General features: G+C 45.8%; 16 protein-coding genes. 4 read left to right on the forward strand and 12 right to left on the reverse strand.

Annotation, left to right across the window (positions count from 1 at the left end; translation table 11 throughout):
* Positions 1 to 544: 544 nt before the first annotated feature.
* The 6 genes from QUA99_RS23275 to trxB all read right to left on the reverse strand — a co-directional run bounded on the left by QUA99_RS23275 (position 545) and on the right by trxB (position 6,301).
* The gene (locus tag QUA99_RS23275) at positions 545 to 706 is read right to left on the reverse strand and encodes a hypothetical protein (RefSeq protein ID WP_333241355.1); all 162 of its coding nucleotides are present in this window, start codon (positions 704 to 706) and stop codon (positions 545 to 547) included.
* A gap of 932 nt (positions 707 to 1,638) precedes the next feature.
* The gene (locus QUA99_RS23280) at positions 1,639 to 2,016 is read right to left on the reverse strand and encodes a DUF4276 family protein (protein ID WP_333241357.1); all 378 of its coding nucleotides are present in this window, start codon (positions 2,014 to 2,016) and stop codon (positions 1,639 to 1,641) included.
* Positions 2,017 to 2,037: 21 nt separating this feature from the next.
* Positions 2,038 to 2,244, reverse strand: a complete 207-nt coding sequence (locus QUA99_RS23285; protein ID WP_333241358.1) for a hypothetical protein — start codon at positions 2,242 to 2,244, stop codon at positions 2,038 to 2,040.
* Positions 2,245 to 2,283: 39 nt separating this feature from the next.
* Positions 2,284 to 3,495: an AAA family ATPase gene (locus QUA99_RS23290; RefSeq protein WP_333241359.1), complete on the reverse strand. Its 1,212-nt coding sequence runs from the start codon at positions 3,493 to 3,495 to the stop codon at positions 2,284 to 2,286.
* Between the two features lie 290 nt (positions 3,496 to 3,785).
* On the reverse strand, positions 3,786 to 4,667 hold the full coding sequence (locus tag QUA99_RS23295; protein WP_333241361.1) for an ABC transporter permease: 882 nt from the start codon (positions 4,665 to 4,667) through the stop codon (positions 3,786 to 3,788).
* Positions 4,668 to 4,930: 263 nt separating this feature from the next.
* The gene (gene trxB, locus QUA99_RS23300; protein ID WP_333241362.1) at positions 4,931 to 6,301 is read right to left on the reverse strand and encodes a thioredoxin-disulfide reductase; all 1,371 of its coding nucleotides are present in this window, start codon (positions 6,299 to 6,301) and stop codon (positions 4,931 to 4,933) included.
* Between the two features lie 622 nt (positions 6,302 to 6,923).
* Between trxB and QUA99_RS23305 the strand changes: the two genes are divergently transcribed.
* On the forward strand, positions 6,924 to 7,889 hold the full coding sequence (locus QUA99_RS23305; protein WP_333241364.1) for a methyltransferase domain-containing protein: 966 nt from the start codon (positions 6,924 to 6,926) through the stop codon (positions 7,887 to 7,889).
* Between the two features lie 42 nt (positions 7,890 to 7,931).
* Here QUA99_RS23305 and QUA99_RS23310 read toward each other — a convergent pair whose 3' ends face one another.
* From QUA99_RS23310 to QUA99_RS23320, 3 genes are all read right to left on the reverse strand, one after another.
* Positions 7,932 to 8,228, reverse strand: coding sequence for a type II toxin-antitoxin system RelE/ParE family toxin (locus tag QUA99_RS23310; RefSeq protein ID WP_333241366.1), 297 nt, complete (start codon positions 8,226 to 8,228; stop codon positions 7,932 to 7,934).
* Positions 8,225 to 8,455, reverse strand: coding sequence for an addiction module protein (locus QUA99_RS23315; protein ID WP_333241367.1), 231 nt, complete (start codon positions 8,453 to 8,455; stop codon positions 8,225 to 8,227). The genes QUA99_RS23310 and QUA99_RS23315 overlap by 4 nt, the downstream gene beginning before the upstream one ends.
* A gap of 128 nt (positions 8,456 to 8,583) precedes the next feature.
* A complete protein-coding gene (locus tag QUA99_RS23320) occupies positions 8,584 to 8,763 on the reverse strand; it encodes a hypothetical protein (RefSeq protein ID WP_333241368.1) in 180 nt (59 codons plus the stop codon).
* Positions 8,764 to 8,913: 150 nt separating this feature from the next.
* Here QUA99_RS23320 and QUA99_RS23325 point away from each other — a divergent pair, with 150 nt between their 5' ends.
* The gene (locus tag QUA99_RS23325) at positions 8,914 to 9,153 is read left to right on the forward strand and encodes a helix-turn-helix domain-containing protein (RefSeq protein ID WP_190735342.1); all 240 of its coding nucleotides are present in this window, start codon (positions 8,914 to 8,916) and stop codon (positions 9,151 to 9,153) included.
* A 161-nt stretch (positions 9,154 to 9,314) separates the two neighbouring features.
* Here QUA99_RS23325 and QUA99_RS23330 read toward each other — a convergent pair whose 3' ends face one another.
* Together QUA99_RS23330 and QUA99_RS23335 are read right to left on the reverse strand one after the other, a co-directional pair.
* Positions 9,315 to 10,424, reverse strand: coding sequence for a diguanylate cyclase (locus QUA99_RS23330; RefSeq protein WP_333241370.1), 1,110 nt, complete (start codon positions 10,422 to 10,424; stop codon positions 9,315 to 9,317).
* 395 nt (positions 10,425 to 10,819) lie between these two features.
* Positions 10,820 to 11,314 (reverse strand): DUF427 domain-containing protein, encoded by a 495-nt coding sequence (locus QUA99_RS23335; RefSeq protein ID WP_333241371.1) that lies wholly within the window; start codon positions 11,312 to 11,314, stop codon positions 10,820 to 10,822.
* 113 nt (positions 11,315 to 11,427) lie between these two features.
* Between QUA99_RS23335 and QUA99_RS23340 the strand changes: the two genes are divergently transcribed.
* Positions 11,428 to 12,714, forward strand: coding sequence for a GH25 family lysozyme (locus QUA99_RS23340; protein ID WP_333241373.1), 1,287 nt, complete (start codon positions 11,428 to 11,430; stop codon positions 12,712 to 12,714).
* Between the two features lie 394 nt (positions 12,715 to 13,108).
* The gene (locus tag QUA99_RS23345) at positions 13,109 to 15,067 is read left to right on the forward strand and encodes a cation:proton antiporter domain-containing protein (protein WP_333241374.1); all 1,959 of its coding nucleotides are present in this window, start codon (positions 13,109 to 13,111) and stop codon (positions 15,065 to 15,067) included.
* Between the two features lie 48 nt (positions 15,068 to 15,115).
* Here the strand turns inward: QUA99_RS23345 and QUA99_RS23350 are convergent, their stop codons facing one another.
* Positions 15,116 to 16,045, reverse strand: coding sequence for a CHAT domain-containing protein (locus QUA99_RS23350; protein WP_333241376.1), 930 nt, complete (start codon positions 16,043 to 16,045; stop codon positions 15,116 to 15,118).
* Positions 16,046 to 16,162 lie beyond the last annotated feature (117 nt).

Genomic DNA, 16,162 nt, shown 5'->3' on the forward strand with positions numbered 1-16,162 from the left:
ACTGCACCAGTTTTACGAGTCAAAGTTTGAGTTCTGGTTTGAATGAGCGAGCGCCTTCAATTAATCGCTGACTTGAACGTCGCGACCTCGAATTGAGCGTGGGGCTTTTTCTTTTGCAGCGAGTTACCGCATCATCTGCGATACCTTGCCCTCAGAAGCGAACCCAGAGATGCGAGCGATCGCACCTTCAAAAATAGTGGCTTTTTTACTCGGTACTTCGAGCTTTTACCCGTACAAGTTTTCCGGCACTGAACCCTCTAACTTTTGTGTTTGAGGTGTCGAACTTTTGATTCGCCTGCTGCTTTCACTCTGGTTGTCAGACGTCACAGTTGCACGGCAAATTTTCGCCACCTTGGATGCGGGTCTGCTGCCTCAAATGCAACAACAGAAGGTCGAAGTACCTAAGGGTGAGAATCGGATCTTGCAAAGACCTTTCCGATTGTAGCCTTTCTCACAAAAAATGGAAGTTGTTTTCCGTTTTTTGTCAAGAACTAGGAAAACTTTGTCAGCTTAGCTTGACAATACTAACTCATTTCCGGCTCTGCTAAATCCTGAGAATGCCCAGCAAAAACTTTGGCACGATCGAACGGCGCTGTTTTCTGCGCGTATCTGGGTGAACGGCTGCGACGTAGTTGGCCAGACAGTTAGCAGACAATTTTTGACTTGCCGGAATTGAGACCAATACAATTCGTGTAGATGCACCCATCTTTACCCTGTTTCCCTGAATAGAATCATACGAAATCTGCGATTGAATAAAGCTCGTAGCTTTAGTTGTAAAGTCGGCAACTCTGGATTAGAGACCGACGATGACCCCAAATGAAGCGTTGCGGGTTTAGTAGTGCAACAGGGGCTTTCATTGTTAAGTTAGCTCAAATCTCAGAAATTGGGTTTAATTTTGACGTTAAATCACATTAAGTTCTTAACGTCACTTTCTTATTTAAGCAGTTTGACACGAGTTTGTCGCGTCAGCGACAAAAACCACCCGGATAAATTCTACTGACAGTTAACCCGGTGCGCAACTCCAGGCTGCCGACTTCTCTAAAATTTGTTGGCTTTCGGCTCGCACTTGCGCGATCGCACTTTCTCACAAGCAACACAATTTGGCATCTTCCGGAAGTATAACTTCACAATTCCTTTAAATATATAGTGACAGTGTAAAGATTCAATAAATTCCTTCCATCAATTTTAGGTAGCATTCCCGAATTGTCTTGATAATTTCCAGCAGACGCAACAAAAGGCACAGGGGGCGTTGCTGCAACTGCCGACAGATGATAAATCCCCAAGGGAAGGAAAATTTACCCCATTAGCGATGTGGTTGTTATTGTTGGAGAAGGCATAAGGAAGCATCTCAATGAAAGCATCCAACCTAGAAATTGGAGTTTTGAGGCCCGAGGCAGAAGGAAAGAGGAAAAAGGAAGGAGCCAAAAGAAGTATTTTTACAAATATGAGATGCTCCCAGGCATAAGCAGCAGGGTGCGCTTAAAGATGTGGAGGGGTAGGACGCTGGTGCGATCGCTAAAAGTTTGGTTATTATTTACAGGGTGTCCTCCGAAAGCGCGGATCTAGGTTTGATCTCTAAATCATTCATCGCGCTCCTAGCTCAGCAATGACGAACTCGAAAATTGTCTATAAAGTTGATTATACCTGCTTACTCTTGATGCTTTCTAATAAACCTTGACAAAAGACCTGGAAGCTTTTAGAGCGATTGGATTTAGGATTCATATATTGAGAAATATCGCTAGAGGCTTTATATTTCTCTAGTCCTCCCGGATGATATCCAGCTTTTTGCAGGACTCTTTCCAAAGCCTCCCATGTACCCCCTTTAATAGCATCGGGGTCGCGATATTTTTGTTGACTAGCTAAATTGGCAGAGACTTTAGGATAAGCTTGGCAAATTGCTTCAACATCGCCGAAAAACCACGCTTCTAATTCTTCAACTACAATTCGATTTAAGACTTGGAATGATTTATCTTTTTGACAGGAAGATTTAGTGATTAATCCCGATGATATTGCCATTATTTCTAGTTGTTGTTTTAATTAGAGACCATCTTCTCTATCTTCATCTATTAAAATAACAATTTTCCAATCAGGCGGAAGCCATGCTTGATAACCTTTCAAACGGTTAGGCAATTTAGCCAGTAAATCTGTTTTTCCTCGAAAAGCATGAATTTTATAGGTAACAGTCGATGGCAATATTTTGGGTACAATCTGGGTTAAAGCTGATTCTAGTGATACTTCTTCCACTAAAAACTCAAGATGCAAAATGCTCACCTTCTCTTTATTTTAAGTTGAAAATCCTTCCGGTGCACTAGCATTTTTAAGCGGATTTCCCACATCAAAAAAATCTTCCATCCACAGCGAACCCAGTAATGCACCGTGTTCCATAAATTGTTTAACTCCCTGCATATCTGCGGTTCTTTTTGCTTGAGTAAAACCCTTCTCATCTCGATATAATACCCATAATTCTTCTGGCATCAAACTATCCACAAAAAAGGGAGAATGGGTTGTCACCATTAATTGAGTATTCGCAGAAGCAGCACGACATTCTTCTGCAAGCTGAGGTAATAATCGCGGATGTAAATGATTTTCTGGTTCTTCTATTCCAACTAATTGCGGGGGATTGGGGTCAAATAATACTATCAAATAAGCTAAGAGCTTTAACGTACCATCGGAGGCAAATTTTGCGAGAATTGGATGAGAAAAAGGAGCATCTTTAATTTCCAACAAAAGTCGGCCATCCTGCATGATTGAGGCTTCGACTTTTTCGAGGCGTGGAATACGAACAGAAAGGGTTTTTAGTATTTCTTCTAACCGTTGGGGATGTTGTTCTTTTAGGTATTGGATAACATTGGGTAAATTGTCACCAGTGGGGGACAATCTTTCCTGTGCACCTGCTTCGGGAAGGCTGCGGGTATTATCGGCGGTTAAATAAGATAAATACCAACCTGTAATAAAGCGTCTTAATGCGCTGACGCGAGGATGTTTGGCAAATTGTCCTAATGTATTTACTGCTAATAATTCAGGTGATGCCAGTTGTTCGGTAATCCTTTCGCCTTCTTCATCAGGACTTTCGCCACTAATGACTTGTCCTTCGCCTTTCTTGAAGTCTAAAAACCGAAAAGGTTTACCTTGGATGGCTCGCCTCCACTGTAACGATTCTTCAGCGATGAAAGGACGATTATTTTCTTCATCTATGGCGAGATGATAAGTAATTAACGGGGATTTGTATGTCTCTCTATATTTTAATTCAATAATAATGTAGCCTGTACTATCTCTGGTTCGTAATTCTCGAAATCTGCCCCTTCTATCCCATGCTTTTCTGAGACTTTCATTGAAACATTCAGACAGGAAAGCAAAAAAATCAAAAATAGTTGATTTGCCGCTACCATTAGGTCCAAAAAGCACAGTTAAGGGGGTAATTTTTTTAAGTTCTAGATTATGTAAAGCTCGGTAATTTTGGATTTTAAGATATTCAATACGGGGAATATTTTTCATGATTTTACCTCCTTAACTCTACTTGGTGTTTCTTGGATAAGTAGGTCGTTTTAATTGGGAGCATCTCATATTTGTAAAAACACTTCTTCTGGCTCCTTCCTTCTTCCTCTTTCCTCCTGCCCCGCAGCCTCGGGCCTCCTGCCTTAAAACTCCAATTTCTAGCTTAACTGCAAAAGTGAGATGCTCCCTTTTAATTAAACCTAAAACGCTTTTTCGTTAGATTCCCGACTTCTCAAAGAAGTCCGGAATCTGGGTGTTTGGTTTTTTGAGATTGTGCTACAGAAAAATGATTACTGATTCCGCAAGCGAGGGTTAACAAACTCGTTTAATCCTTCCCCCACCAAAGACAATCCCACGACCATTAAAGTCATCGCCAAACCGGGAAACAAAGCCGTCCACCAAATGCCAGTAGGTAGCGCATCTAAAGCTAAACGCAAGTCGTGTCCCCATTCGGGAGTTGCTTCGGGAAGCCCTAATCCCAGAAATCCCAAACCTCCTAATGTTAAAATTGCATCGGCAGCGTTGAGCGCAAACAGCACCGGTACGCTCTGAATCACATTCAGAAACAGGTAACGCGAAAGCACTGTCCAAGTGTCAGCACCCATTGCTCGCGCGGCTTCGACAAACAATTCGGTTTTGACGCTGACGGTGTGATTCCTGACGACGCGGTAGTATTGAGGGATGTAGGAAATGCTCAGGGCGATCGCAGCATTCAAAACTCCTTTTCCCACTACAAACGCTAGGGTCAAAGAAAGCAGCAGCCCCGGCAAAGTATAAATTGTATCCATTAAAAATAACAACACTCGATCGAGCTTACCGCCCAAATAACCGCTAACCAAACCCAGCGGCACACCGATAAACAAACTCAAAGCAGTGGCTAAAATTACCACTTGCCAAGCAGCCCGAGAAGCAAACAGCGTGCGGGAAAACACATCGTAGCCGCTGCGGCTAGTACCAAACCAATAATTCGCCGACGGCGGTTCGTGGATGGGGTTAATCAAAGCCTCGGTAGGATTTTGCAGCCATCCCCAAGCTTGCATAGCTGGAGACAAGGTAGCTACCAATATAAACACGGCAGTTATTGTCAAACCTGCCCACATCATTTTCATGGACAGGCTTGACGGTGAGGCACTGTTGAGAAATCGCGGCAGTCGGAGGCGGCTTTGAGCCATAATGACGATCGACCTATATAAGACTTTTCGATTTTAGTAGCACTCAGGCGAAAAAACCCGGAACAGTCAAAAATCCTCTTTCTCATTCGCCAAACACTCGCGACAAACCGGGTTTTTTCGCGCGATGGGGCTAAAAAAAAATCGGTTTTTTCCCTGCACGGGACTGGCGCGCAGGGGAGAAACCGGTTTTTTGGCAGGTGGGACGCAAGTTGAGTTGAGGTTAAATCTCTTGGCAAACCTCAAATCTAAACTCGATCGAATTCCTACAAATTACTGGCAATTAACTCGCGGTACTGGCTTTTCGGCTTAACTCCCTTGAGCTCAGCTATCAAATCTTTGTCTTTGAAATACTGAATCGTCGGCGTACCAATCACGCCAGCATTTTCAGCAATTTCTGGATCTTCTTCGATGTCAATTTCCACATAATGGATTTTGCCCTCGAACTCATCTACTACTTTGCTCAAAATCGGCTTGAGGCTGTGGCAAGGCCCGCAACTCGGAGATGCATATTTGACCACAATCAGTCGATCGCTATCGTGGAACAACTTCCGCAAAGCATAACCTCCTTCGTGGCGCGTATCTTTGATATCAAAGTTCTCGCTGGTTTTGCGTACTTTTTGAGCTTCCGGCGCTGCTGTGGGTTGCTCGGATTCCTCGGTTTGGTGGAATTCCTGAGCTAAACCCTTGACTGACAGCCAACGTTCTGCCAGCATCGCCCCCATACAGCCGCTGCCGGCGGCGGTAATTGCTTGGCGAAACTCGTGGTCTTGTACGTCGCCGACTGCGTAAACTCCCTCGACGCTGGTTTCTACCGAGCCGTGTTTGGTGGCGATATAGCCTACTTCGTCGAGTTCTAGCTGACCTTGGAACAGTTGAGTGTTGGGAGTGTGACCGATCGCGTAAAACAATCCTTTCACCAGCAAATCGCTTTCGGCGCCGGTCTCGATATTTCTAATTCTCACCCCGTCCATTTTGCCACCAGCTTCGCCCAAAATATCCACTGCTTCGGTGTTCCAATGCACCGTAATTTTGGGATTGCTCAGCACTCGGTCTTGCATAGCTTTGCTGGCGCGCATCCGATCGCGCCGCACCAGCATGTGTACGTGAGAGCCGTATTTTGTCAAATAAATAGATTCTTCCGCTGCTGTGTCGCCCGCGCCGATGACAGCTAATTCTACTCCTTTAAAAATTGGGGTAGCGCCGTCGCAAATCGCACAGGCAGAAATGCCGTGACTCCAAAATACGTGTTCGCTAGGCAGCCCCAGCCTTTTCGCCGTCGCGCCTGTAGCGATTACTATCGTGTGGGTTTTAATTTCTCTGTCTTCCGATCGCACTGTAAACGGACGCTTGGTCAAATCCACCGAAATTACATCTTCTGTGTATAATTCGGCACCCCAGCGCACTGCTTGAGCTTTCATTCGATCCATGAGTTCCGGCCCGGTGATGCCTTCGGGGAAACCGGGGAAGTTTTCGACTTCTGTGGTGGTCATCAGTTGACCGCCGGGGATGCCTCCCGTTTGGTAGCCTTCAAAGACTACGGGTTTGAGGTTTGCTCTCCCGGCGTAGATTGCTGCGGTGTAGCCTGCAGGCCCTGAGCCGATAATTACTAGGTTTTCTACGGTTTCGTTGGTCATAGCTATTTACTTAAACTCATAACGACTTCGTTTTACTAATTATAGCAGAGTTCTAGCTTGGGGTGGATTCGATTATTTATTGGGCGCTCGACCATACTTACTATTTTTGAGGGGAAAAGGGCGATCGGGACAAGTCAAGCGGCTTTGATAAGCAAAAGCAATAGAATAGTTATTTTCGTTTTAAATGTTCAATCACTTGCCGAAAACTCCCAAAATTACCATCATTGACTATTGATTCTATTCTCATTTATTTGACGTATTTGCGCCGTTTGAGCTATTATCGGATTTTGATACTCCAGGGGCATTATGACTAATTTGACATTTGTAGCCTGAAACCTTTTAAATTCGTAAAATCAACAACTCAGAAAATGTAATATCTACAAATTTTTATGCAAAATACGCATTTGATGAGTTAAGAATTGTAAGCAAAATTTAGGGTAATTTGACAAACTACTGTTTTTGTGATATGGCAGGGGCGATGGGGGAATTTAGGATTAAGATTTTTAACCGCAGATGTAGGCGGATTAACGCGGATTAACGCTGATAAGATGGAATTTTGCTTTTTAAACTGGTGGATAAAATCAAGATATTGTTTGTGTGCAGTCAGAATAAGTGGAGGAGTTTGACTGCCGAGAAGATATGCCAGAAGGTTAGTGGCTACAGTGTGCGATCGGCTGGAACGGAAAAAGGTGCAAGAATTAGAGTAACTGAGGGTTTGCTGGGCTGGGCGGATTTGATATTTGTGATGGAGAAGAAGCACGGCGATCGACTTCGCAGAAAATTTCCCGAAAGTCTCGAAGGCAAGAAAGTTATTTGCCTGCAAATCCCGGACAATTACGAATATATGGAACCGGAGTTAGTCGAGCTTTTGCAGGCGAAACTGAACCCCTACATGGAAATGCCAGAGAACGAGATAAATTTTATGCAGCGAGTTTTGGAACCGGAAGTGATGGATTCCTTGGAAGAGGCGATCGAATACGATTCGATGGATTTTGCTGAGGTTAATGCTGCTTTTGCTCAGAGTGCTGCGGCGTTGGGGCCGGTTTTTGGAAACGTTTTGGATGCGGGGACGGGTACGGCGAGAATCCCGATCGCCCTTTGTCAACTGCGGCCAGCATGGAAATTGACTTGCATCGATTTGTCGGCAAATATGCTGAAAGTCGGGGCCCAAAATGTGGAAAAGGCGGGCGCGCGATCGCAAATCAGTCTCGAATTAATTGATGCTAAGGCAATGCCTTACCCTGACAACTATTTTGACATGGTGATTTCCAACAGCATTATCCACCATTTGCCCGATCCGCTGCCGTTTTTGCAGGAAGTCAAGCGGGTGTTGAAGCCGCAGGGAGGAATTTTTTTGCGGGATTTGCTGCGACCGGAAAAAGCGGAAATCAGGGATAATTTAGTCAAGCTTTATGCGGGAGATTGCAACGCGCATCAGAAGCAGTTGTTCAGCGATTCGCTACAGGCGGCATTTACGCTGGATGAAGTTGAGGAGACGATCCAAAATGCCGGGTTGGATGGGTTGAGGATTTATGAATCTTCGGACAGACACTGGACGGCAGAACGTGCTTGGCGCGAGTCTTTGTAGGCGCGGGACGATCGCCCGATATATCTCCTATTCATAAAATTCTTAGACTCGTGACTCCCAAGTTTTCGGCTCTCGCTTGCTGTGAAATATCGCGAGAACTACAATTTGCTCTGGTTCAACACGGTAGTAAATTAAGTAGGGAAACTTTTGCACGACAATCCGCCTCATTTCTTGGAAAACAATTGAGTAAGCTTCTGGCGTCGCGCTAATTCGATCGAGTGCTTCTTCTACATGATTGAGAAACTCTACTCCAAGTCCTGCACTTTGTTGCTCGTACCAATCAACAGCCTCATCAAACTCTTCCTGTGCAGCCGGACGCAGGACAATAGAAAGGCTCACTGTTGCAACCTCGCCATTGTTCTAGCTTTTACTTGTTTCCAAGAAATAACCGCATTGGGGTTTGTTTCGTGGTCTAGCAGGCGGCGAGATAGCTCTATCCTTTGAGATTCAGTTAATTCAAGATGTTCGGGATCGGCGCTTATGCTGTCCCATATCGCTTGTACTAAGCGAATTCTGTCATTAACGCTCAAACTAATAATTTCTGCAAGAGTACCAGCGAGATCCATAGCTTAAAAATGCGTCACAGCTAAATACTTTTCCACATTTTATCGCAAAGATTGCTGGAAAGGAGCGATCGCACCTCCCCAGCTATCCGCCGTACCGTTGCGCGATCGCTTCCCAACTCAAAACTACTCTACGAGCGATCGCCCGGATCGAACACGACTATTAGGCGAGCATCCGGCAGTAACTGCCGCAAAATGCGGATCTGACCGTCTGCATCCGACCAACTGCGAAACCGACCCACGACGCTTCTTTGTAAATTGGGCAGCAGGCGAACAATAATCCAGGAATTCAGACGCTGTTTGTAAGGCATAATCGATTCATGCTCCTTTCCAAAGGGGTTTTAGAGCCAGTCCTTGTACTTTCCACGGTTCTGGGCTGGCTATTAAACATATTGTCTAATCAATTTATTGTTTATATAAGATGCTTAAGCATCTTATATAAAAAATGTGCGATCGAGGTTATGCCGAAAAAGCCCGTTCCGCGACCTGAAAATGAAGAGTCGCATTTGAAGAAGCTCAGGGAAGAACTGGAGATGAGTCAGGAAGATTTGGCGCGAGAGCTTGGCGTTTCGTCGCAAACAATCAGCCGTTGGGAGTTGGGAAAGAACGTGCCCACGTTCACCGTCAAGCAGATGAAAGCTTTAGAGAAATTGCTGGCTAGCATCGGGAGGTCGATCGGCGACTTGCCAGACAATCTGTAATGGAAACCATGAAACAAGCCCACGGATAAATCTGCGGGTCGCTTTTTCCAATCTAAAATCTAAAATCCAAAATCACTCGATGACTTGCCAGACAATCTGTGATGGCAACCATGAAATAAGCCCACGGATAAATCTGCGGGTCGCTTTTTCCAATCTAAAATCTAAAATCCAAAATCTAAAATCACTCGATCGCGCCCTAGGTCTTTAGCTTGATAAAGCGCGCGGTCTGCCGCTGCAATCAAGCTTTTTTGTGCTGCGGACGATCGGGGAACCGTACTCGCTACCCCCAAACTCAGCGTCACGACAGAACACACCTCCGAATTAACGTGTTCGATTTCTAGTTCTTCGATCCACACTCGAATTTTCTCTGCAATCCAGACAGCTATTTCAGGCGAAGTCCGAGGCAAAATTACTGCAAATTCTTCGCCTCCGTAACGGGCTACCAGAGCATCGCCCGAAACTTCGCCTGTTGAGTAATTTACGGCTGCCAAAATAGCTTGGGCTACCTGCTGCAAGCAAGCATCTCCCGCCTGATGTCCGTAAGTATCGTTGTATTTCTTAAAAAAGTCAACATCGCATAAAATTAAAGATATTTCTGCTGCTGCTTCTCCCAATTCTTGCCATTTTTTCTCTAAGTATTCGTTAAAACAGTGGCGGTTGGCAACCTGAGTTAAGCCATCTAAGTTGGCAAGGCGATACAATTCTGAATTAGCTGCTTTTAATTTAGAATTAGCTGCTTCTAGCTCGGATTTAGTGAGCGCTAAATTGTAATAAAGTTCGCTCATAAACCAAGTAGCTTGTTGGTGGATTTGGGATAAAGCTACCCACAGTTGATGCACGTCTAACAATCGGTAAACTTGAGGTTCTAACTGCACAACAATTGGCTCGTAAAGCAGTTCCGGCGGTCGCTGCACTGCTCGCTGAGCTGCCAGGACAATTAAGGCTACTCCTGGTAAAATTAAAATATCGGTTTGAGCTATTTGATACAAGGCTATAATCGGTCTGCAAGCAAATATATCTACTCCGTAAGGGCGGCTCATGCGTTCCATAAATCGCCGACGGGATATCATCCCTAAAAATTCCCCATTTACGGTCAAGATAACTCCCGGAAGCAGCGGGTGAGCTTGAAAAAACCGGGCTACTTCTTTGGCTAGGGATGAAGCTTCAACTTGAAAATTGAATACAGCCAGATCCTTAAGAGTAGACTCTAAAGATAAATTTTTTGGTAGTTTTTCTGGCGAGTTAGATGGCGGGATAAATTCAACAGACACAGCGCAGATCCGAATAAATAAATAATAAAGAAGCAACAAAGCTAGTGTCAGATATTAACTTATACTAACATTTATTTATGAGCAGTCACTGTATTCTTGACTACACTGTTTATTTCAAGGGATAAGCTGCTGCGTTAGCTTCTGCCTTGCCTGCACTGCATTGCATTGATTCATCCTCACTCAATTAGAGATTTATTGAATTATTCTCAATTTTTTACGGTTGGCTTTTTGCTACGTAAAATTTTTTTCAGCGCCATTCCTTAACTCATTCACTGCCCACACAAACTCAAGAAACCAGGTTTTGAAACCGGGTCGAAGCTGTAACGAGGTTTTGCGTAAAAAAAACGTAGTCTTTGCCTCTGTTCTCAATTCAAAACTCAAAACTCAACATTCCCTCACCACCCCCAAGTTCCTGGCCCTCCCTTAAACGGGCCGACAATATCTTTGGTAATCCAGCCACCGTAAAAATCCCCTGGTTGAGATTGCACTAATTCCCCGTCCACATAACAGGCATCCATCTGGCTCGGATAAAAAGCCACATAATCTTTAATAGCTGCAAAAACCTGATTGGGATTGGGATAAAACCAAGCAGCATTTACTACTTCTTTCGACTCTACCGTCACAGTGTAATAACCGGCTTGTCCCTTCCACTCGCACCAAGAACCTCGTGAAGTTTTGTGCAAATATTCCATTTTGATGTCATCGGGGCAGATATAGTAGGCAGGAGGGTGGCTTGTCTCCAATACCCGCTGAGGACGGCGCGTGTCGGCGATCGTCACTCCATTAAAAATTATCTGTACGTGTTTGGTCGATTCCTCAAGGCGAGGGGGACGCGGGTAATCCCAAACAGACTCTTGACCAGGGCCGGGCTCTATTCGATCGAAGTTCATTTGCACAATCTCCCCTGCAAAAAAAACACTTAGCGACTTAGCATTACAATTTAATGTACCCTTAATCGAGTCGCTGCTTCAGAGCAAACCAGCTTTTCTCCACTCTTGGTAATATGAGTATTCGCGGTATAGATGTTTCCGACTACCAGCCCAACGTCAATTGGCCAGCCGTTGCGCGGGATGGTATTACCTTCAGTTTTGTCAAATCGACCGAAGGTGCAACGTTCGTTGCCCAAACTTTCGCTCGCAATTGGGCGGCGATGAAAGCGGCCGGGATTCAACGCGGTGCTTACCACTTTTTTCAACCTGCAAGCAGCATTCAAGGACAAATAGATTTGTTCTTGAAAACTGTAAAACTCGAAGCGGGGGATTTGCCGCCAGTCTTGGATGTGGAAACTACAGGCGGTTTGAGTGCGGATCAATTGTGCGATCGAGCGGCAATTTGGTTAGAAGCAGTCGAAAAAGCCACCTTGATGCGGCCGATTATCTACACTTACCCCGGTTTCTGGGACAACCTGAGGACAACACGGTTTGCCGATTACCCGCTGTGGATTGCTCACTATACCACTGCTGAGGAACCTTGGGTTCCCGGCGGCTGGAAAACTTGGACTTTTTGGCAGTACAGCGACAGTGGCAGCGTGTCGGGCGTATCGGGCAATGTAGACACCAATATTTTTGAAAGCGTCCGAGAAGGCGCCGTAAGTTATAAAGTTGCAGACATCCAGAAGGAATTAAGAATTAAAGGTTTCTATCAAGGCGCGATGGACGGCAAATTTGGAGCTACCACCACAGCGGCGCTCATCTCGTTTCAGAAATCTCAAGCTCTCAATCCAGACGGCATTGCCAGCCTCAAAACCTGGGCAGCTTTGATGCGAAAATCTCCCAAAGTAATTGTTCCCCCTCCAGCCCCGACACCCACTCCGCAGCCGACTCCTTCTCCGACTCCCACTCCCATATCAGACGTGCGGCTGACTCAGGTATTCTCGTCTTATCAAGCTAAGGCTAGCCAAGATACTGCCTTAATTTGGCTGCAAAGTCAAGTTTCTACCTCTGTTTTAGGGGAATTTGCTCAAAAATGGCGGGCAACTACCTTACCTCAAGACAGTAATTTGCGATTGATAGATGTGGGCAAATTTTATCGCGGTTTAGCACAACAAGACCAAGCTTTAGATTGGCTGCAAAAACAACTTTCTCCGGCTATTATTAACGAGTTTGCACAAAAATGGCGCTCTCAATCTACTGGCACTAATTCTCCGATTCGGCTGATAGATGCGTGCAAATTTTATCGGGCCGCACCACAGCAAAACCAGGCTTTAGATTGGCTGGAAGGGCGAATTTCGCCGACCGTTCTATCGGAGTTTTTTCGCAGGTGGCAGAATGCCAGCCGTGACGGTAAGTAATATTACCTCCGATAAAATAACTCTTGTAAGGTTTGTATTGAAAATTTGATTTCTCATAAAAAAATTGAGGAATCAAGTCCTCAATACAAACGAATTTCTTTGGCGCGAGGTGCAGATTGGTAATTGGTAATTGGTAATTGAGATTTTACTCTTCAGCCTAAAAGTCTTCACCTTTGAGCCTTCTAGCTTCTACCTTCTGAAGGGGCGGCTCCAATCTTTGACGCTAAGAGAATTATCTGATAAAGTTGTAGCGACTATCAAGGTTTTTTAATCTTATTGGGAAAAATCCAAGGCCCTGCCGAGTTTGTAAGCTGCGCCGAATATAGCGCCTGCACTCCAATTACCCGCGATCGAACATTTAAAACCCAGCGGGCTGCCTGTAACAATTATATCTATGGAAATCCCCTTTAACATCACCCTGTTGATGGTCATGACCGTCACCTGCGGTATCAGCGCTCAAGTTCTGGCCGCTTATCTGAAAGTTCCGGCGATCGTCTTTTTGCTGCTGTTCGGCATTTTAGCCGGCCCAGACGGCTTGGGAGTGCTGCACCCCAATCTGTTGGGCAGCGGTTTGGAAGTTATGGTATCGCTGTGCGTAGCTTTAATTCTGTTTGAAGGTGGCTTGAATTTGGAATTGCGAGATTTGGGCAAACTTTCCGGCAGCATCCGCAATTTAGTTACCGTAGGCACTTTAATTACGCTAATTGGTGGCGGAATGGCCGCACACTGGTTGGGAGAATTTCCCTGGCCGATCGCATTTCTGTATGCTTCTCTAGTAGTCGTCACAGGCCCGACGGTAATCGGCCCTTTGCTCAAACAAGTATCGGTTGACAAAAAAGTTGCCGCTTTGCTAGAAGCTGAAGGCGTTTTAATCGATCCTGTCGGAGCAATTATGGCAGTATTGGTGCTGAATATTATTTTAAACGGCAATGCTGATTTGCTGGTTTTGTTCCGAGATTTAATCGTGCGGCTTTTCGTTGGCGCAGTCGTCGGAGTTGCAGGAGGTTGGCTGCTGGGATTCATTCTCAAGCGATCGCAATTTCTCTCGGAAGACCTCAAAAACTTAGTAGTTTTAGCCGGTTTGTGGGGATTTTTCGGCTTAGCAGAAGAAATCCGCAGCGAATCGGGACTGATGGCAACTGTGGTATCCGGCATCGTCCTCAGAGCCGCTGCTGTCCCAGAAGAAAGGCTGCTGAGGAGGTTTAAAGGTCAACTCACAGTCCTTGCTATTTCCGTGCTGTTCGTGCTGCTGGCGGCCGATTTATCCCTCGCTAGTGTGGTCGCCCTCGGTTGGGGAAGTTTGTTTACAGTTTTAGCTTTAATGTGGGTAGTGCGGCCGATCAACGTTTGGCTGTGTACTTGGAACAGCGGACTGAATTGGCGGCAGAAATTATTTGTTTGTTGGGTAGCACCCAGGGGAATTGTCTCAGCGTCGATCGCATCTTTATTTGCCATTTTGCTCACCCAGCGGGGAATCAACGGTGGCGACTCGATTAAAGCCTTAGTTTTCCTAACAATTATTATGACAGTTTTCGTGCAGGGGCTGACGGCCGGATGGATGGCTCAACTTTTGGGCATCACCTCAAAATCTGTAACCGGTGCAGCAATTGTAGGGTCAAATCCTTTGAGCAGATTAATTGCTCGCTTGTTTCAAGAACGCGGAGAATCTGTGGCAATTATCGACACGAACCCGGAAGCTTGCGCACAAGCAGAACGAGAAGGTTTGCGGGTGTTTTTGAGCAGTGCTCTCGACCACAGCGTGTTAGAAGAAGCCGGACTGGATTCAATGGGAACTTTTTTGGCAATGACTAACAACGGCGAGGTAAACTTAGTGTTAGCTCAGCGAGCATCCGAAGAGTTTGCACCGCCGAGGGTTTTGGCAATATTTCCCAAAGATCCGCAAGCAAGTACGCCTGCAAATCAGGCTAAAATCAATCAAGCTTTTGTCTCCGATTTGTCGCTGAAGGATTGGAACGAATATTTGAGCGACGGCGAAGTAAAATTGGGGGAAACTGAGTTAAAAAGTGAGGGATTGCAGTTTCAGATTGCTCACTTGCAAGCTTTGGTTCAGGCTGGGGAGTTAGCGCCGCTGCTGCTGGAAAGGCAAGGGTACTTGCAAGTAGTGTCGGCGACCCAGATTTGGCAAGCGGGCGATCGAATTATTTATTTGCTGTACGATCCGACACCGAAATTGTTGAAAAGATTGTCTGGTTCGTCGCAGTCTCGTTTGACTTTGGAAAAGCATCAGGTAGTTGAAGAAGTGCCGATTCCTCCTCCGGTGTTAGAGCCGGTTTTGGAGGAAATGGAAATCGCAAAGGATGCTAAAGTTTTGCAGCCGCCGGTTTCGCGGTAGGGGCAGTATCCTCGATCGTACTCTGTAATCTGCTTGTCGCGATCGTCCTTACTCTGCCTCCCCAATTAACGTGAACGCCGCCCAATTTCGCGGCTCTTGATGAGTTTTCATCGTGGTTAACATTGCCTGTCGCAATGCCTGTGCTTTGTCGGGATTATTTTGCAAATTTTGATAAAATGCTTTCATCAATTCCGCTGTCGGCGCATCGGGAACCGCCCATAAAGAAACAATCACACTCGGCACGCCTGCCGAAATCAAAGCGCGCGACAAACCAATCACACCATCCCCGGTAATTCTGCCTTCTCCAGTGTTGCAAGCACTCAAAACGACTAAATTTGCTTGCAGTTTCATGTCAAAAATCTCTTCTGCGGTCAATAAGCCGTCATCGCTACCAGAAGGAGCAAGGGCGATCGCACTTCCCAATCCGTTTACATCATCGAGCAATCCATGCGTTGCCAGGTGAATAATCGATGCTTGGGGCATTTTTTGAACGATCGCAGCTTTTGTCCCTTGTGCGCCTGTGATGGCTTGGGTGTTGAGCAGAGGCGCGATCGCTCTAGCTTCAGCTTCGGCCCCAGGTAGAGGAGACAATTGCCGTTTGGGTTCTCCCAGAGAGAGAGACACACTCGGCATCGTGGGATTGCCCAATACTAGAGCGCTGCCGCTGTTGGATTGCTTCTGTGCTAACTTCTGTCGTTGTTGTCGAGTCAAATCCAACACTTGAATCGAGGGGGCAGTGAGAATCGTGTGTTTTTCGATTAAGTAAGTGCCGCCAGAGTCTTGCAGGGCGGGGAAGGGAACCTGGAACAGGGAACCTTGGGGAATGAAAATAACGCGGGCATTGGGGTCTTTGGGCAACAGCGTTTGAATTGGGTCAATCAGCAGTTGATGCAGTGTCGGTAAGTTGGGTTGGGGTTGGGTAGAGCCAAGATTGCTGCGACTGCGAACAGCCAGGAATTCTTGATTGCCAACTATCAAGCTGGCTAGGGAGGCGTTGTGTTTTTGCCAAAGGGGTTTGATACCATTTTTTTAAAGATGTGATAGAGATAAAGACTGTAAAATCCAAGACCATCCGGTGAGAAATCCAATGACGCG

It is taken from the genome of Microcoleus sp. F10-B2 (assembly GCF_036704965.1).
Lineage (GTDB): Bacteria > Cyanobacteriota > Cyanobacteriia > Cyanobacteriales > Microcoleaceae > Microcoleus.